The sequence below is a fragment of the Streptomyces venezuelae genome, from assembly GCF_008642355.1.
In the GTDB taxonomy this organism is placed as follows: domain Bacteria; phylum Actinomycetota; class Actinomycetes; order Streptomycetales; family Streptomycetaceae; genus Streptomyces; species Streptomyces venezuelae_B.
On sequence record NZ_CP029193.1, the window covers coordinates 7,223,599 to 7,241,112 of the forward strand.

General features: G+C 72.0%; 16 protein-coding genes and 1 pseudogene. 9 read left to right on the plus strand and 8 right to left on the minus strand.

Going from position 1 to position 17,514, the window contains the following annotated elements; all coding sequences use genetic code 11:
* Positions 1 to 34: 34 nt before the first annotated feature.
* The 3 genes and pseudogenes from DEJ47_RS33010 to DEJ47_RS33015 all read right to left on the minus strand — a co-directional run bounded on the left by DEJ47_RS33010 (position 35) and on the right by DEJ47_RS33015 (position 3,769).
* The gene (locus DEJ47_RS33010) at positions 35 to 2,482 is read right to left on the minus strand and encodes a Tex family protein (RefSeq protein WP_223828584.1); all 2,448 of its coding nucleotides are present in this window, start codon (positions 2,480 to 2,482) and stop codon (positions 35 to 37) included.
* 114 nt (positions 2,483 to 2,596) lie between these two features.
* A pseudogene (locus DEJ47_RS36665) lies at positions 2,597 to 2,725 on the minus strand (LPFR motif small protein); the annotation flags it as partial.
* Between the two features lie 114 nt (positions 2,726 to 2,839).
* Positions 2,840 to 3,769 carry an SCO6745 family protein gene (locus DEJ47_RS33015; protein ID WP_223828585.1) on the minus strand — a complete coding sequence of 310 codons (930 nt, stop codon included), beginning with the start codon at positions 3,767 to 3,769 and terminating at the stop codon, positions 2,840 to 2,842.
* 114 nt (positions 3,770 to 3,883) lie between these two features.
* Here DEJ47_RS33015 and DEJ47_RS33020 point away from each other — a divergent pair, with 114 nt between their 5' ends.
* Positions 3,884 to 4,891 (plus strand): GlxA family transcriptional regulator, encoded by a 1,008-nt coding sequence (locus tag DEJ47_RS33020; protein WP_150174566.1) that lies wholly within the window; start codon positions 3,884 to 3,886, stop codon positions 4,889 to 4,891.
* Between the two features lie 7 nt (positions 4,892 to 4,898).
* A complete protein-coding gene (locus DEJ47_RS33025; RefSeq protein ID WP_150174569.1) occupies positions 4,899 to 5,531 on the plus strand; it encodes a DJ-1/PfpI family protein in 633 nt (210 codons plus the stop codon).
* Between the two features lie 7 nt (positions 5,532 to 5,538).
* Here the strand turns inward: DEJ47_RS33025 and DEJ47_RS33030 are convergent, their stop codons facing one another.
* Entirely contained in the window at positions 5,539 to 6,276 is a 738-nt protein-coding gene (locus tag DEJ47_RS33030) for an enoyl-CoA hydratase/isomerase family protein (protein ID WP_150174572.1), read from the minus strand.
* A 68-nt stretch (positions 6,277 to 6,344) separates the two neighbouring features.
* Between DEJ47_RS33030 and DEJ47_RS33035 the strand changes: the two genes are divergently transcribed.
* Complete coding sequence (locus DEJ47_RS33035) at positions 6,345 to 6,977, plus strand: HdeD family acid-resistance protein (protein ID WP_150174576.1); 633 nt, start codon at positions 6,345 to 6,347, stop codon at positions 6,975 to 6,977.
* 129 nt (positions 6,978 to 7,106) lie between these two features.
* A complete protein-coding gene (locus tag DEJ47_RS33040; protein ID WP_202457226.1) occupies positions 7,107 to 7,583 on the plus strand; it encodes an ATP-binding protein in 477 nt (158 codons plus the stop codon).
* Positions 7,584 to 7,591: 8 nt separating this feature from the next.
* Here DEJ47_RS33040 and idi read toward each other — a convergent pair whose 3' ends face one another.
* The 4 genes from idi to galE all read right to left on the minus strand — a co-directional run bounded on the left by idi (position 7,592) and on the right by galE (position 11,883).
* A complete protein-coding gene (idi, locus tag DEJ47_RS33045) occupies positions 7,592 to 8,185 on the minus strand; it encodes an isopentenyl-diphosphate Delta-isomerase (RefSeq protein WP_150174582.1) in 594 nt (197 codons plus the stop codon).
* A gap of 118 nt (positions 8,186 to 8,303) precedes the next feature.
* Positions 8,304 to 9,560 carry a bifunctional class I SAM-dependent methyltransferase/N-acetyltransferase gene (locus DEJ47_RS33050; RefSeq protein ID WP_150174585.1) on the minus strand — a complete coding sequence of 419 codons (1,257 nt, stop codon included), beginning with the start codon at positions 9,558 to 9,560 and terminating at the stop codon, positions 8,304 to 8,306.
* Positions 9,561 to 9,781: 221 nt separating this feature from the next.
* Positions 9,782 to 10,720, minus strand: coding sequence for a cation diffusion facilitator family transporter (locus DEJ47_RS33055; protein ID WP_150174587.1), 939 nt, complete (start codon positions 10,718 to 10,720; stop codon positions 9,782 to 9,784).
* Between the two features lie 179 nt (positions 10,721 to 10,899).
* The gene (galE, locus tag DEJ47_RS33060) at positions 10,900 to 11,883 is read right to left on the minus strand and encodes a UDP-glucose 4-epimerase GalE (RefSeq protein ID WP_150174590.1); all 984 of its coding nucleotides are present in this window, start codon (positions 11,881 to 11,883) and stop codon (positions 10,900 to 10,902) included.
* 306 nt (positions 11,884 to 12,189) lie between these two features.
* On the opposite strand from galE, the gene DEJ47_RS33065 reads away from it, so the two are divergent.
* Genes DEJ47_RS33065 through DEJ47_RS33085 form a run of 5 tightly spaced genes read left to right on the plus strand, consistent with a single transcriptional unit; the run spans position 12,190 to position 17,449 of the window.
* Complete coding sequence (locus tag DEJ47_RS33065) at positions 12,190 to 13,995, plus strand: DUF5941 domain-containing protein (protein ID WP_150174593.1); 1,806 nt, start codon at positions 12,190 to 12,192, stop codon at positions 13,993 to 13,995.
* Positions 13,992 to 14,729, plus strand: a complete 738-nt coding sequence (locus tag DEJ47_RS33070) for a sugar phosphate nucleotidyltransferase (protein ID WP_127909537.1) — start codon at positions 13,992 to 13,994, stop codon at positions 14,727 to 14,729. The genes DEJ47_RS33065 and DEJ47_RS33070 overlap by 4 nt, the downstream gene beginning before the upstream one ends.
* Complete coding sequence (locus DEJ47_RS33075; protein WP_055563789.1) at positions 14,717 to 15,784, plus strand: iron-containing alcohol dehydrogenase family protein; 1,068 nt, start codon at positions 14,717 to 14,719, stop codon at positions 15,782 to 15,784. Before DEJ47_RS33070 ends, DEJ47_RS33075 begins: the two co-directional genes overlap by 13 nt.
* Entirely contained in the window at positions 15,762 to 16,541 is a 780-nt protein-coding gene (locus DEJ47_RS33080; RefSeq protein WP_150174596.1) for a CDP-alcohol phosphatidyltransferase family protein, read from the plus strand. The genes DEJ47_RS33075 and DEJ47_RS33080 overlap by 23 nt, the downstream gene beginning before the upstream one ends.
* 35 nt (positions 16,542 to 16,576) lie before the next feature.
* Positions 16,577 to 17,449, plus strand: a complete 873-nt coding sequence (locus DEJ47_RS33085; RefSeq protein ID WP_150176037.1) for a glycosyltransferase family 2 protein — start codon at positions 16,577 to 16,579, stop codon at positions 17,447 to 17,449.
* Positions 17,450 to 17,514 lie beyond the last annotated feature (65 nt).

Consider the following 17,514-nt stretch of genomic DNA (forward strand, 5'->3'; position numbering starts at 1 on the left):
GCCTTTCCCGGTCCCACGAAGGCTCCGCGGCCCGTCAGCGCCGCTTCGGGTCGACGAGGCCCGCCCGCCGCAACGCCTCGGCCATCGCGTCGTTCGCGGGCGGCGGGCCCTGCCGCTGCGGCTTCTGCCCGCGGCCACCGCCCCGCTGCCCCTGGCCCTGACTCTGCCCCTGGCCCTGCTGGCGTCGGCCCTGGCCGCCGCCACCGCCCTGGCCCCGCTGCCGCTGCTGAGGCGGCCGGCCGCCGCCCCGCCTCGGCTGCTCCCCGTCGCCGCCGGAGGCGTTCGCCTCGTCGTCGAGCCGCAGCGTCAGCGAGATCCGCTTGCGCGGGATGTCGACGTCCATAACCTTCACCTTGACGATGTCGCCGGGCTTCACGACGTCACGCGGGTCCTTGACGAACGTCTTGGACATGGCGGACACATGGACCAGACCGTCCTGGTGCACGCCCACGTCCACGAACGCGCCGAACGCGGCGACGTTCGTCACGACGCCTTCGAGGACCATTCCGGCGGCGAGGTCGGAGATCTTCTCGACGCCGTCCTTGAAGGTCGCCGTCTTGAAGGCGGGCCGCGGGTCGCGCCCGGGCTTCTCCAGCTCCTTGAGGATGTCCGTGACGGTGGGCAGACCGAAGACCTCGTCCACGAACGCGTCCGGCTTCAGCGAGCGCAGCGCCGGCGTGTTGCCGATCAGCGAACCGACCTCGCCGCCCACCGACTTCACCATCCTGCGCACCACGGGGTATGCCTCCGGGTGCACGCTGGAGGCGTCCAGCGGGTCGTCGCCGCCGCGGATGCGGAGGAAGCCCGCGCACTGCTCGTACGCCTTCGGGCCGAGCCTGGCGACGTCCTTGAGGCCCTTGCGGCTCTTGAACGGGCCGTTCGCGTCGCGGTGCGCCACGATGTTCTCCGCCAGACCCGCGCCGATGCCGGAGACCCGGGCGAGGAGCGGGGCGGAGGCCGTGTTGACGTCCACGCCGACGCCGTTCACACAGTCCTCGACGACCGCGTCGAGGGAGCGCGACAGCTTCACCTCGGACAGGTCGTGCTGGTACTGCCCGACACCGATCGACTTGGGGTCGATCTTCACGAGCTCGGCGAGCGGGTCCTGGAGGCGGCGGGCGATGGACACCGCGCCGCGGATCGAGACATCGAGGTCGGGCAGCTCCTGCGAGGCGAACGCCGACGCCGAGTACACCGAGGCGCCCGCCTCGGAGACCATCACCTTCGTCAGGTTCAACTCGGGGTGCTTGGTGATGAGTTCACCGGCGAGCTTGTCGGTCTCGCGCGACGCCGTGCCGTTCCCGATGGCGATCAGGTCGACGTCGTGCTCCTTGGCGAGCCGGGCGAGTGTCGCCAGGGACTGGTCCCACTTGTTGGCGGGGACGTGCGGGTGGATCGTGTCGGTCGCGACGACCTTGCCGGTCGCGTCGACGACGGCGACCTTCACACCCGTACGGAACCCGGGGTCCAGGCCCAGCGTCGCGCGCGTGCCCGCGGGCGCGGCCAGCAGCAGGTCGCGCAGGTTCGACGCGAAGACGCGCACCGCCTCGTCCTCGGCGGCGGTCCGCAGCCGCAGCCGCAGGTCGATGCCGAGGTGCACGAGGATCCGCGTCCGCCAGGACCAGCGGACCGTGTCCTGCAGCCACTTGTCGCCGGGCCGGCCGCGGTCGGCGATGCCGAAGCGCTGGGCGACGATGCCTTCGTACGAGGACGGGGCGCCCGGCGTGTCGGAGGGCTCCTCGGGCTCGAGCACGAGGTCGAGGACCTCTTCCTTCTCGCCGCGCAGCATGGCGAGGACGCGGTGCGAGGGCAGCTCGGTGAAGGGCTCGGTGAAGTCGAAGTAGTCGGCGAACTTGGCGCCCGCCTCCTCCTTGCCCTCCCGGACCTTCGCGGCGAGCCTGCCGCGCACCCACATGCGCTCGCGCAGCTCGCCGATCAGGTCGGCGTCCTCGGAGAACCGCTCGGCGAGGATCGCCCGCGCGCCGTCCAGGGCGGCCTGCGGGTCCGCGACGCCCTTGTCGGCGTCCACGAACGCGGCGGCCGCGGCCTGCGGTTCGACGCCCGGGTCGGCGAGCAGCCCGTCCGCGAGCGGTTCGAGCCCGGCCTCGCGGGCGATCTGCGCCTTGGTGCGCCGCTTCGGCTTGAACGGCAGGTAGATGTCCTCGAGCCGGGCCTTCGTGTCCGCCTCGCGGATCCGCGCTTCGAGCTCGTCGGTGAGCTTGCCCTGCTCACGGACCGAGTCGAGGATCGCGGCGCGCCGGTCCTCCAGCTCGCGCAGGTAGCGCAGACGCTCCTCGAGCGTGCGCAGCTGCGCGTCGTCGAGCATCTCGGTCGCTTCCTTGCGGTAGCGCGCGATGAAGGGCACCGTGGAGCCGCCGTCGAGCAGGTCGACGGCGGCCTTCACCTGCCGCTCCCGTACGCCGAGCTCCTCGGCGATCCTGCCTTCGATGGACGCTGGGGTGGACGTCTTCAAAGCTGCCACGTTCCGGTACCGCCTTCTCGCTGAGGTTGCCGGGCAATTGTGGCAGGTGACGCCGACCGCGGGTGATCAGACCCGGCGGGCGTGCCCCATGCGGCCCGGCCGCCGGCCGGCACTCCGCCCGCCCCGCCCCGCGGAACGTGACGCTCCGCCGAACAGCCGGGCCACGGCCCGGAACGGCAGCGTCACGACGGTGGCGAGGGCGGCGCCGATCTGGCGCAGAACGTCCGCTATGGCACGGAGCATGAGAACTCCCCTTTCGTCCCCGGCCCGCCGGAGGTCGGCGCAGCCGATGGACGAACGGGTACCTCGGACACGCGAAGCCATGCGTGGCGGGCGGTCCGGCCGCCCGGGCGGCGATCAGCGCTTGCCGAGCAGGTCCGCGGGGAACGCCCCGGCCTGCAGCGCCGTCCCGGTGATGAGGGTGCCGAGTTCGGTGAGCCGTTCGACGCCCGCCGCGCCCAGGTGCTCGTACGGGGCCCGGTCCAGGCGATCCGTCTCCGCCTCGATGTCCTTGCGCAGCGCCACGCCGGTCTCCGTCAACTCGCCCTCACCGTCGAGGACTCCGCGCTCCCGGAGCCGGTCCACGGCCGCGTCCCACTCCTCCTGGTTCCAGCCGCGCGTGGAGAACACCCACTTCGGCCGGGTGCCCTTGCCGGTCGCGGTGTGGCTCACCAGGGCTTCGAGGCCGTCGAGTCCGGCGCCGAGCAGCACGGTCAGGTGGCCGTCGCCGCGGTGCTCGCGCAGCAGCGTCGCCGCGTGCCAGTAGGCGAGGTGCGGCTCCGCGGGGACGGGCAGGTCGGCGTGGGCGGCGTACAGCGGGCGCGCGCCGCGTGTGCAGGCCTCGGTGGCGCGCAGCGCGAGCTCCGCGGCCTCGGCCATCTCGGGGGATGCGACGAGCTCCTCGCCGAGCAGCCGCCGCAGCGTCGTGTCGACACCCCGGAGCCGCGCCGCGAGGACGTCCTCCGGAGAGGCGGTCCGCCACACCTGGGGGACGTGCGCCGCGACGAGCTCGTACTTGTAGTTGTAGAAGGCTGCCGCCACGGTCCCGGGGCCGACAGCGCCCAGCGCCGCGGCGCGCACGGCGAAGTTCACGGCACTGGGGTGGGTGATCCCGAGGGCCTTCAGCTCCCGGGTCACGTCCGGTGAGAAGTAGTGCGTGGAGTGCAGGGCGTTGAGGACGGTGTGACAGCGGCGCCCGGCCCGCGCGTCCAGCGCGGCGGACGAGGAGGACGAGGAGGACGAGGAGGACGAGGAGGACGAGGAGGGCGAGGTCGTCGAAGAGGTCATGGGTGCACGTTACCTACTGGTCGGTATGTGGAACGTGGCGTGGTCACCCACATGGCAGGAAAGGTGGGGTCGCCGTCATTGCGGACGCCCGGGCCCCGGCGAAGAATCGACGGCATGACGCAGCGAACCGTCCTGGTCGTCCTCTTCGACGGCGTCCAGAGCCTCGATGTCACGGGGCCCGTGGAGGTGTTCACGGGCGCCGGGCTCTGCGCGGGCGACACCCGGGACGGCTACCTCGTCCGCACGGCCTCCCTGGACGGCGGGCCCGTGCGCACGTCCAGCGGCCTCACCCTCGTCCCGGACTCGGCGCTCGCCGACGCCCCCGCACCGCACACGCTGCTGGTCCCCGGCGGCCACGGCACGCGCGGGCAGGACCCCGAGCTGACCGCCTGGCTGCGTGAGCACGGCCCGCACGCGCAGCGCCTCGTCTCGGTCTGCACCGGCGCGATCCGCCTCGCCGAGGCGGGCCTCCTGGAGGGGCGCAGGGCGACGACGCACTGGGCGTACTGCGAGAAGCTCGCCAGGGACCACCCGGGCATCGACGTCGACCCCGATCCCATCTACGTACGGGACGGCCACGTCGCCACGTCCGCGGGGGTGACCGCGGGCATCGACCTCGTGCTGGCGCTGGTCGAGGAGGACCTGGGCCGCGAGGTGGCGCTCACGGTCGCACGCCACCTGGTGGTCTTCCTGCGGCGCCCGGGGAACCAGGCACAGTTCAGCGTCCAGCTCGCCGCACAGGCCGCACGGCGTGAGCCGCTGCGCGAGGTCCAGCAGTGGATCACCGAGCACCCGGCCGGCAACCTCTCCGTCGAGGCGCTCGCCGCGCGCGCCCGCCTCTCGCCCCGCCACTTCGCCCGCGCCTTCCAGGCGGACACCGGTCTGACCCCGGGCAAGTACGTCGAGCGCGTCCGCATCGAACACGCCCGGCGCCTCCTGGAGGACACCTCCGACGGTGTCGAGGAGATCTCCCGCGCCTGCGGCTACGGCACCCCGGAGGCCATGCGCCGTGCCTTCGTGAAGGTGCTCGGCGCGGCCCCGGCGGAGTACCGCCGCCGCTTCCACCCCGCACCGGCCGCACCGGCCGGCACCTCTTCCCGGCACATCCACCCACACCGATAGGGACGCCATGCAGATCGCCATCGCCCTGTACGAGCGCTTCACCGTCCTCGACGCCATCGGCCCCTACCAGACCCTGGTCAACCTCCCGGGTGCGGAGACCGTCCTCGTGGCCGAGCAGGCAGGCCCGGTACGCGACGACAACGGCTCCCTCGCCCTCGTCGCCGACCAGTCCTTCGCGGAGGTCCAGCGTCCCGACATCGTGGTCGTGCCCGGCGGGCCCGGCCAGAGCGACCAGATGGAGAACGAGGCGCTCCTCGGCTGGCTCCGCACGGTCGACGCCACGACCACCTGGACGACGTCCGTGTGCACCGGTTCGCTCGCGCTGGCCGCCGCGGGTCTCCTCAAGGGCCGCCGCGCCACCTCGCACTGGCTCGCGCTGGCCGAGCTCGACCGGCTCGGCGTCGAGTCGACGGGGGAGCGGGTCGTCTTCGACGGCAAGTACGTCACGGCGGCCGGTGTCTCCGCGGGCATCGACATGGGCCTCACCCTGGCCGGCCGGATCGCGGGCGACGAGCACGCGCAGACGGTCCAGCTCCTGGCCGAGTACGACCCCCAGCCGCCCTACGACGCCGGGTCCCCGGAGAAGGCGCCCGCGCACCTCGTCGCCAAGTTCCGTGAGGGGAGCCGGTTCGCCCAATAGGTGCCTGTCAGTACGTGAAGCGCGCCTGCCTGCGCTCCAGGAAGGCGGCGACCCCCTCCGCGGTGTCGCCGCTGCCGCGCGCCTGCTCCGTCCAGTGCGCGTCGCGGTCCGTGCGGCCCGCGGCGAACTCCTTGGCCGCCGCCTGCGTCAGCAGGGAGCGCGACACGAGGATCCGGGTGAACTCGGCGACCCGCTTGTCCAGCTCCCCCGACGGCAGCACCTCGTCCACCAGACCGGTGCGCAGCGCCCGCTCGGAGCCGATCAACTCCCCTGAGAAAAGCAGGTACTTGGCGGTTGCGGGCCCCACCAGCGACACCAGGCGCCGGGTGGACGACGCCGGGTAGACGATGCCGAGCTTGGCCGGCGTCACACCGAACGAGGCGCCCTCGTCCGCGAACCGCAGGTCGCAGGCGCCCGCCAGCTGCGCACCGCCGCCCACGCAGTACCCCCGTACCGCCGCGAGCGTCGGCTTCGGGAACGCCGCGAGGGCCTCCTCGGCCCGCACCGCGAGGTCCTGCGCGGTGCCGGGCAACTCCCGCAGCGTGGAGATGTCGGCACCGGCACAGAACGTGTCGCCCGCGCCGGTCAGGACCACGGCGCGCACGGCCGGGTCGGCGCCCAGGGCCGCGAAGAGCGGTGGCACCTGACGCCACATGTCGGCGGTCATGGCGTTGCGCTTGGCCGGATGGTCGATGAGGACGGTCGCGACGCCGTCCGTGACGGTGTGGCTCAGCTGCGGCTCCATGCGCCGGATGCTATCCGCACCCCTCGAACGTACGATCAGGAAGGGGGCCGAGCGAGAGGGAGACGCTGATGGCCGGACCCAGGAACGACAGGGCCACATCGGAGGCCAGGACCGTCAGCCGGGGCTTCGGCTGGCTCGCCCTGCTCGGCGTGATCCTCGCCGCGGCAGGGCTCGTCGGCCTCGTCTACACCGGTGTCGCCACGCTGACCTCGATGCTCCTGTTCGGCTGGCTGCTGCTCATCGGCGGCGTCGTCGGTCTGCTGCACGCCGTCCAGTCGCGGGGCACCAGCTTCTTCTGGCTGGGCGTCGTGGTCGCCGCGCTGAACCTCGCGGCGGGCGTCGTCGTCATCCGACGACCCGACGTCGCGGCGGAGGCGCTGACCATGTTCGCGGCGCTGCTCTTCCTGACGGGCGGAGTGTTCCGTCTCGTCGGCAGTCTGGTGGTAAGGGGCCCGCAGTTCGCCCTGACACTCCTGCAGGGAGCCTTCGGCCTGCTGATCGGCATCCTGGTCCTCGCGGGATGGCCCAGCAGCAGCCAGTACGTGATCGGCTGCTTCTTCTCCCTGGCGCTGCTCGTCGACGGCCTCGGGCTGATCGCGACGGGCATCGGAGGGCGCCGCATCGTCAGTCTCGTACAACCTGAAGAACACTTGAAGGCAGCACATCGGGGGCAGGGCGGGCAGGACCAGTCGGACAACTGACGCCGTCCGACCCAGGCGGTCAAATCGCGTCGATAGTCGCTGACTTCTGGTCAGTGGAGTGGCTCGGACCGGAGCGTTACCAACACTCGTGGTGTGGCGACAATCGAGCGCGAGGGCGGCGACCGGACGATGGGGAACGACGGGAGAGGGCCGTGCCCTTTCCCTAGGAGCGGCGGATCGGTGCCGTACGAAGGGGTGTGGCGCTTCACCGCCCCCGCCGTCGACGCCTCCGTGCCCCAGGCCCGGCACGCGGTGCGCGACCTGCTGGCCCGGCAGGGCGTACCGGCGCCGGACGACCTCGTACAGGGACTGCTGCTGATCGTCTCCGAGCTGGTGACCAACGCGGTGCGCCACGCGGCCCTGCTGTCGCCGATGCTTGCGGTGGAGGTCGCGGTCGGCGCCGAGTGGGTGCGGGTCTCCGTCGAGGACAACCACCCCTACCGCCCGACCGCCCTGGTGGCGGACCACGCGCAGACGGGCGGGCGCGGCCTCCTCCTCGTACGCGAGATCACCGCGGAGGCGGGCGGTGCCTGCGACGTCGAGCACACCGCGAGCGGGGGCAAGGTCATCTGGGCGGCCCTGCCCCTGAAGCCCAACGGCGGCTGACCGCCCGGCTACCAGCCCGCGGAGGGGCCCGTCAGCTCCTTGACCGCGGGCCGCGCCGCGTCGAGCACGGTCATGAACCAGGCGGAGAACGGGTCCCTTTCGTGCCGCTCGGCCAGCTCCGCCGCCGTCACGAACGCGGTGTCGCCGATCTCTTCCGGGTCGGGCCGCAGCGGGGACTGCACCATGCCCACGAACAGGTGGTTGAACTCCTGCTCCACGAGCCCCGACTCCGGGTCCGGGTGGTTGTAGCGCACCGTGCCCGCCTCGGCGAGCAGCGACGGCGAGACCCCGAGCTCCTCGTACGTGCGCCGGGCGGCCGCCGCGAAGGGGGCCTCACCCGGGTAGGGGTGCCCGCAGCACGTGTTCGACCAGACACCGGGGGAGTGGTACTTGCCGAGGGCGCGCTGCTGGAGCAGCAGACGGCCCTGCTCGTCGAAGAGAAAGACGGAGAACGCCCGGTGCAGTTGCCCGGGCGCCTGATGCGCGGAGAGTTTCTCCGCTGTGCCGATGGTCCTGCCGTCCTCGTCGACGAGTTCGAGCAAGATCGCTTCTCCGGTGCCGTTCGACGGGCTGGTCGCCGCGGTGGCAGGTGTGATCGGCATACGCATCCTTCTCATCGGTCTTCGAACCCCAAGTCTGCCGTACGTTCCGGACACCTCGGGCACTTCGAGGACCCGCATGTCCCGCCGCGCCGGGGCGCGGCGGGACACCCGGAGACGGTCAGACCCCGAAGGCGGCCGGATAGGTGATCGTGCCCCGCGGCAGTTGTGCGGAATCGTCGGATCCGTGCAGGACCAGAGCCATCATCGCCTCGTCGGGGACCTCGAAGCCCGGCCGGATTCCGTACCCGGAAGCGGGCTTGAAACCGAACCTCGGGTAGTACGACGGATGTCCCAGTACGAGGACGATCCGCTCCCCGCGCGCGCGTGCCGCGTCGAGCACGGCTCGCACGACCGCCGTTCCCGCCCCCGTCCCCTGGTGCTCGGGCAGGGTGGCGACGGGCGCGAGGGCGAGCGCGGGCGCCCCGTCCACCCGGCAGCGGGTGATCAGCGCGTACGCGGCCACCGAACCGTCGGGCGCCTCGGCGACGTACGACAGACCGGGGAGCCACGCATCCGGGTCCGCGCGCAGCGCGTCGACCAGGTCGGCCTCCGCCTCCGTCTCGAAGGCGGCGGCGTTGACGGCGTGCACGGCGGCGACGTCGGCCGCGGTCTCCGGGCGGGTGGGCCAGGAGTCCACGGGCCGCAGCACGTACCCGGTGTAGCCGTACTCGGCGCCGTGCTCGCGTCGCATCGCGAGCTCCTCGCGGGTGGCGGCGAGCGCCTCCGCCATCCCGGGCGCACCCGGGTCCGCCGCGTCCGCGCGGGCGGCCAGCGGACCGTAGTACTCGTCCCAGTCGGACTCGGGCTGCGGGTGCGCGCCGAGCACCGCGTACCCGGCGCGGGTCGCAGCCCGCACGTTCTCCTCGCCGGTGCGCAGCCTGTAGTGCCGCTCCCAGAAGGCGCGGGCGGCGGCGGACGGCTCGGCTGCCGTCCACTCGCACTCGGTGAGGACGAGCGCCCCACCGGGGGCGAGCAGGCGCCGCCAGGAGCGCAGCGCGGTGTCGAAGCCGATGCTGTACGCCGAGCTCTCCGCCCAGACGACGTCGAACGAACCGTCCGCGTAGGGGAGTTCCCCCATGTCGGCATTGACGGGGGTGATCGACCCGCCGAGACCGCGGGCGTCGGCCGCGGCCCGGAGCTCGTCGAGGAACGGCTCGTGGAGGTCGACGGCGGTCACCTCGGCGCCGGCCTCGGCGGCGAGCAGGAGCGCGGAGCGGCCGGGACCGCAGCCCAGGTCGAGGACGCGCGGCCGCTCGGGCAGCGCACCCACGAAGGAGAGCAGCCGCCGTGTGGTGTCATCGGAGCCGGGACCCTGCCGCGGAAGCCCGTGGTGCAGGGCGAAGAAGGCACGGGAAAGGGAAGTGTTGTCGGTCAACGTGGAAATCCTTGAGTGAAGGACCCGCGGACCGCGCGCACGGGATACGTACGAAAAGTACGAGTGCCGTACGGCAGGTCAGACGCGCGCCCGGAGAGTGGGGATGCACGTGTCGCCGCGCGGAGCAGCGCAGACCACGACAGTCATCGACCCACCTCCCAGGACTCAAGAACTCTGGCCACCATAGCACCCTGCGTGACGGACCGCGGGGGTGCGGCGCGTCAGTGGCAGAGCTTCGCCTCGTGCTCCGCGTGGCCGCTCGGCTCCAGCTGGAATGTGCAGTGCTCGACGTCGAAGTGGTCGCCCAGGCAGCCCTGGAGCTCGTGCAGCATCTTCTCGTGGCCGATCGCGTCGAGGGCCCAGGAGCTCACGACGACATGCGCGGAGAGAACCGGCATGCCCGACGTGATCGTCCAGGCGTGCAGGTCGTGGACCTCCTCGACGCCCGGCAGGTCGAGTATGTGCGCCCGCACCTCCGCCATGTCGACGCCCTTGGGTGCCGACTCCAGGAGCACGTTCAGGGTCTCCTTGAGGAGCTTGACCGTGCGCGGGACGATCATGACGCCGATGACGAGCGAGGCGATCGGGTCGGCGGCCTGCCAGCCGGTCAGCATGATCAGGACCGAGGCGACGATGACCGTCAGCGACCCGAGGGTGTCCGCGACGACCTCCAGGAAGGCGCCGCGGACGTTGAGGCTCTCCTTCTGCCCGCGCACGAGCAGCGAGAGCGAGATCATGTTCGCGACGAGCCCGAAGACGCCGAACCAGAGGGCGAGACCCCCCTGGGTCTCGGCGGGGGTGACGAACCGCTGGACCGCCTCGTACAACACGTACCCGCCGACGCCCAGGAGCAGCAGACAGTTGGCGAGCGCCGCGAGTATCTCGGCGCGGGCGTAGCCGAAGGTGCGGTTCTCGGTCGGCGGCCTGTTCGCGAAGTGGATCGCGAACAGGGCCATGCCGAGGCCGAGCGCGTCCGTCGCCATGTGCGTCGCGTCCGCGATGAGCGCGAGCGAGTCCGCCATGAGCCCGCCCACGATCTGGGCCAGCATGACCGTGATCGTGATGGTGAGAGCGATGCGGAGCCGCCCCTTGTGGGCGTTGGCCGCCGTCCCCGTCGCAGGGGCCCCGTGCAGGTGTCCGTGATCGTGCCCAGCCCCCATGGAGCCGCCCTCCCGCATGCGTCGTCGGTGTGCTGTCCGCTGGTCGCGGGACCACAGTGAACTACGGGTGGGGGGTACCTGGCAACGCGGTACTGAACACCGTTATCACTGCGCTGACCTGCGAAAATGGCAACGGTTGCCGACTGGGGGAGTGGGTGCAGGTCAGAGCGCGGGAACGATCATCCGCGGCGCGCCTCCGGGTGATGCAGACACCATCCCGCCCACGCCGACTCGACCATCTCGCGCACCCCGAGCCGGGCCCTCCAGCCGAGCTCCGCCGCCGCGAGACGCGCGTCGGCCACGGCACGCGGCGAGTCGCCCGCGCGGGCCGGCTCGACGAGCGCGGGACGCGGGTCACCGCTCACCTCACCGATGACGGTGATCAGTTCGCGCACGGAAACACCCTCCCCCCGGCCGATGTTCACCGTCAGATCGCCCGCGGCGCCCTCCGCGAGCCTGCGTGCCGCCGCCAGGTGGGCCTCGGCGAGGTCGGAGACGTGGACGTAGTCACGGATGCAGGTGCCGTCCGGCGTCGGGTGCGTGTCGCCGAAGATGCGCGGCGACTCGTCGCGGCGCAGCCGGTCGAAGACCATCGGGATCACGTTGAAGACCCCGGTGTCCGCGAGCTCGGGCGCCGCGGCGCCCGCCACGTTGAAGTAGCGCAGGCACACCGTCCCTATGCCGTGCGCCCGCCCGGCCGCCCGCACCAGCCACTCCCCGGCGAGCTTCGTCTCGCCGTAGGGGCTGACCGGGACGCACGGCGTGTCCTCGCCCACGAGCTCCGCGTCCGGCGGATTGCCGTACACCGCGGCCGACGAGGAGAACACGAAGCGCTTGATGCCGGCCTCGGCCACCGCTTCGAGCAGCGTCGTGAGGCCGCCCACGTTCTCCCGGTAGTAGCGCAGCGGCTGCTCCACCGACTCCCCGACCTGCTTGCGGGCCGCGAGATGCACCACACCGGTGACGCCGTACTCGGCGAAGACCCGGCGCAGCAGCTCCCCGTCCAGCGAGGAGCCCTTCACGAGGGGCATGTCCGCGGGCAGCCGCTGCGGGACACCCGACGAGACGTCGTCCAGGACGACGACGTCCTCCCCGGCACCGGCCATGACCCGCGCCACATGTGCCCCGATGTAACCCGCTCCGCCTGTGATCAGCCATGTCATGGGCGCCCACCCTAAGCGACCCTCCGGGCGCAGCCCCGCACGCACGGGCATGTGACCGTCAATCGGGCAAGCCGGGCACCGGCAGCCGCGCGGTTTGTGGGCGCGGCCCCCCATCCACCATGATGATCGCGAAGGCCGAGGCCCTCGCAGGCCCCTCTTATCGGGGCGTGAACGGGTGATGAACGCCCGCTTCCCATCATCCGATAGCCTCAGCCGACGTGCCGCCCGGCCGCCATGGGCCCGGGGGCGCTCCCCTTACGCATGTGCCCGGCGCAAGCCGCGCCGGTACTCAAGGAGTGAGTTCGTCTGTCGACCGCCATCCTCACCGGACAGCCGGTCCCCGGGTCGCCGCTCGAAGGCGATCTGCGGTCCCTCGGCTTCGACGTGCGGGTCGCCTCCGACGCGGCGGACGCCGAGTCGCTGCTCGCGGCCGTGCCCGCCGACCAGCGGGTCGCGGTCGTCGACGCACGCTTCGTCGGACATGTCCACGCGCTGCGCCTCGGCCTCACCGACCCCCGCTTCGCCGCCTCCGCGGTGCCCGGCGCCGTCGCGGCCAAGCCCGAGGCCCGCACGGAGCTGACGCGCGCGCTGCGGACGACCGCCGCCACCACGGGCGGCGTCGTCACCCACGACGCGCTCCCCGACGACATCGCCGCGGCCATGGAGTCCGGTGCGACGGACGTCCACCGCCCCGACCTCGGCACGCTCGTCGCCACCGTCCCCGACGACCCGCAGGCGCGGAACGAGGCACGCCAGGCCGTCGCCGCCGTCGACGACGAGGCCGTACGCCTGCGCACCGCGGTGAAGTCGCGGGACGGCTTCTTCACGACGTACTGCATCTCCCCGTACTCGCGCTACATCGCCCGCTGGTGCGCCCGCCGCGGCCTCACCCCGAACCAGGTCACCACCGCCTCGCTGCTCACCGCCCTGATCGCGGCGGGCTGCGCGGCGACCGGGACGCGCGGCGGCTTCGTCGCCGCCGGTGTACTGCTGCTCCTCTCCTTTGTCCTGGACTGCACGGACGGGCAGCTCGCCCGCTACTCCCTGCAGTACTCGACGCTCGGCGCCTGGCTCGACGCGACGTTCGACCGCGCCAAGGAGTACGCGTACTACGCGGGCCTCGCGCTCGGCGCGGCCAACGCGAACAGCGACGACGTGTGGGCGCTGGCCCTCGGCGCCATGGTCCTCCAGACCTGCCGCCACGTCGTCGACTTCTCCTTCAACGAGGCGAACCACGACGCCACCGCCAACACCAGCCCCACGGCGGCCCTTTCGGACAAGCTCGACAGCGTCGGGTGGACGGTCTGGGTGCGCCGGATGATAGTGCTGCCCATCGGCGAGCGCTGGGCGATGATCGCCGTGCTCACCGCGGTCACCACCCCGCGCATCACCCTCGTCGTCCTCATCATCGGCTGCGCCCTCGCCGCCTGTTACACGACCGCCGGACGCGTCCTGCGCTCGCTGACCCGCAAGGCCACCCGCACCGACCGCGCCGCCCAGGCACTGAGCGACCTCGCCGACAACGGCACGCTCGCCTCCTCCTTCACCGCCCTCGGCCGCCGCGGGCGCTTCCTGCCCGCACCCGTGCTCGCCTTCGTCGGCGGCGCCGCGATCGTGGCGGTCGCCGCGTTCACCTCGTACGGCAGCCCGTGGGTCGTCGTCGCCGCGGTCGTGTACGTGGTCCTGTCCGGCCTCGCCCTCGCGCGGCCGCTCAAGGCCCCCCTGGACTGGCTGGTCCCGCCGTTCTTCCGCGCCGCCGAGTACGGCACGGTCCTGGTCCTCGCGGCCAAGGCCGACGTGAACGGGGCGCTGCCCGCGGCTTTCGGGCTGGTGTCGGCGGTCGCCTACCATCACTACGACACGGTGTACCGCATCAAGGGCGGCGCCGGTGCGCCCCCGCGCCGGCTGGTGCGGGCGATCGGCGGCCAAGAAGGCAGGACCCTCGTGGTCGCGCTGGCCGCCACCCTGCTGTCCACCACTGATTTCACCGTCGCGCTCACGGCACTTGCCGTGGCCGTGGCACTCGTGGTGCTCGTCGAGAGCATCCGCTTCTGGGTCGCCGCCGAGAAAAAGGGCGCACCCGCCGTACACGATGAAGGAGAACCCGCATGATCGGCCTCGTCCTTGCGGCAGGCGCCGGACGGCGTCTGCGTCCCTACACGGACACCCTGCCCAAGGCCCTGGTGCCCGTCGATGGTGACACCACCATCCTCGACCTGACGCTCGGCAACTTCGCCGAGATCGGTCTCACCGAGGTCGCGATCATCGTCGGCTACAAGAAGGAGGCCGTCTACGAGCGCAAGGCGGCCCTGGAGGCGAAGTACGGCCTCAAGCTGACCCTGATCGACAATGACAAGGCCGAGGAGTGGAACAACGCCTACTCCCTGTGGTGCGGGCGTGACGCCATCAAGCACGACGTGATCCTCGCCAACGGCGACACCGTGCACCCTGTCTCCGTCGAGAAGACGCTGCTCGCCGCCCGCGGCAACGGCCAGAAGATCATCCTCGCCCTCGACACGGTGAAGCAGCTCGCCGACGAGGAGATGAAGGTCATCGTCGACGACGCCAAGGGCGTGCAGCGCATCACCAAGCTGATGGACCCCTCCGAGGCCACCGGTGAGTACATCGGCGTCACCCTCATCGAGGGCTCCGCAGCCGACGAGCTCGCCGACGCCCTGAAGACGACCTTCGAGCGCGACCCCGACCTCTACTACGAGGACGGCTACCAGGAGCTCGTCAACCGCGGCTTCAAGGTCGACGTGGCCCCGATCGGCGACGTCAAGTGGGTCGAGATCGACAACCACGACGACCTCGCCAAGGGCCGGGAGATCGCGTGCCAGTACTGACGAGGCTCATCCCCTCGCCGGTCGTCGTCGACATCCGGCCGGGGGCGCTCGACGACCTGGCCGGTGTCCTCGCCGACCAGCGGATCTGCTCGTCGACCGGCAAGCTCGCCATCGCCATCAGCGGCGGCTCGGGTGCGGTGCTCCGCGAGCGGCTGATGCCGTCGCTGGGCGGCGCGGAGTGGTTCGAGGTCGGCGGCGGCACGCTCGACGACGCCATCAAGCTCGGCGAGGACATCCGCAAGTCGGGCCGGTACGACGCGGTCGTCGGCCTCGGCGGCGGCAAGATCATCGACTGTGCCAAGTTCGCCGCGGCGCGCGTGGGCCTGCCGCTGGTCGCCGTCGCGACGAACCTGTCGCACGACGGCCTCTGCTCGCCGGTCGCGACGCTCGACAACGACGCGGGCCGCGGCTCGTACGGCGTGCCGAACCCCATCGCGGTCGTCATCGACCTCGATGTGATCCGTGAGGCGCCCGTCCGTTTCGTCCGCTCCGGCATCGGCGACGCGCTGTCCAACATCTCCGCCATCCGGGACTGGGAGCTCGCCGCCCGCGAGCGCGGCGAGGACATCGACGGCCTCGCGGCCGCCATGGCCCGCCAGGCCGGCGAGGCCGTGCTCCGCCACCCCGGCGGCGTCGGCGACGACGGCTTCCTCCAGGTCCTGGCCGAGGGCCTGGTCCTCACCGGCATCGCCATGTCGATCTCGGGCGACTCCCGCCCGGCGTCCGGCGCCTGCCACGAGATCAACCACGCCTTCGACCTCCTCTTCCCCAAGCGCGCCGCCAGCCACGGCGAGCAGTGCGGCCTGGGCGCGGCCTTCGCGATGCACCTGCGCGGTGCCCGCGAGGAGTCGGCGTTCATGGCGCAGGTGCTGCGCCGCCACGGCCTGCCCGTGCTGCCGGAGGAGATCGGCTTCACCGTGGACGAGTTCGTGAAGGTCGTGGAGTTCGCTCCGCAGACCCGCCCGGGCCGCTACACGATCCTCGAACACCTCGACCTGTCCACCGACCAGATCAGGGACGCATACGCCGACTATGCAAAAGCCATCGGTAGCTGAGCTCCGCCCGGTTGTTCACCCCCCGGGGGTGAAGGACCGGCGCAGCGGCGAACACTGGGCCGGCCGGCTCTACATGCGCGAGGTCTCCCTGCGCATCGACCGGCACCTGGTGAACACGCGGGTCACGCCCAACCAGCTGACCTACGTGATGACCGTCGCCGGCGCCCTCGCCGCCCCGGCGCTGCTGGTGCCCGGCGTCACGGGCGCCGTGCTCGGCGTGGTCGCGGTCCAGCTCTACCTGCTGCTCGACTGCGTGGACGGCGAGATCGCCCGCTGGAAGAAGCAGTACTCGATGGCCGGGGTCTACCTGGACCGGGTCGCCGCCTACCTGTGCGACGCCGCAGTCCTGGTCGGCTTCGGCCTGCGCGCCGCGGACATATGGGGCTCGGGACGCATCGACTGGCTGTGGGCCTTCCTCGGCACCCTGGCCGCGCTCGGCGCGATCCTGATCAAGGCCGAGACCGACCTCGTCGGCGTCGCCCGGCACCAGACGGGCAAGGAGCCGGTCAAGGAGTCGGCGGCCGAGCCGCGCTCCTCGGGCATGGCACTGGCCCGCAGGGCCGCCGCCGCGCTGAAGTTCCACCGGCTCATCCTCGGGGTCGAGGCGTCCCTGCTGATCCTCGTCATCGCGTTCGTCGACCAGGCGCGCGGCGACCTGTTCTTCTCGCGCCTCGGCGTGGCGGTCCTCGCGGGCATCGCGATGCTGCAGACCCTGCTCCACCTCGTGTCCATCCTCGTATCGAGCAGGTTGAAGTGAACACCCCGAGCACTCCGAGCCCTGCGGCGGAGAAGCTGAAGGTCGGCGCCGTCATCATCACGATGGGCAACCGGCCCCAGGAGCTGCGTGCCCTCCTCGACTCGGTCGCCAAGCAGGAGGGCGACCCGGTCGAGGTGGTCGTGGTCGGCAACGGAGCCCCGGTGCCCGAGGTCCCCGAAGGTGTGCGCACCGTCGAGCTGCCGGAGAACCTCGGCATCCCCGGCGGCCGCAACGTCGGCATCGAGGCCTTCGGGCCCGGCGGCACCGACGTCGACATCCTGCTCTTCCTGGACGACGACGGCCTGCTCGCCACCCTGGACACGGCGCGGCTGTGCCGCGAGGCGTTCGCCGCCGACCCGGAGCTCGGCATCATCAGCTTCCGCATCGCCGACCCGGACACGGGGGAGACCCAGCGCCGCCACGTGCCGCGACTGCGGGCCTCCGACCCGATGCGCTCCTCGCGCGTGACGACCTTCCTCGGCGGCGCCAACGCCGTTCGCACGAAGGTCCTCGCCGAGGTCGGCGGGCTGCCCGGCGAGTTCTTCTACGCCCATGAGGAGACGGACCTCGCCTGGCGCGCGCTCGACGCGGGCTGGATGATCGACTACCGCTCCGACATGGTCCTTTTCCACCCCACGACGGCCCCCTCGCGGCACGCGGTCTACCACCGGATGGTGGCCCGCAACCGCGTCTGGCTGGCCCGTCGCAACCTCCCCGCGCCGCTGGTCCCCGTCTACCTCGGGGTCTGGATGCTCCTCACCCTCGCCCGCCGCCCCTCGGGCCCGGCCCTCAAGGCCTGGTTCGGCGGCTTCAAGGAGGGCTGGACCACGCCCTGCGGGCCTCGCAGGCCCATGAAGTGGCGTACGGTGTGGCGGCTGACCCGACTGGGCCGACCTCCCGTCATCTGACAAGCTCGGGTCTGAGAGCATTCGGGCCATACCCCGGTCCCTGGCCCACGCCTACGCCCGACCGG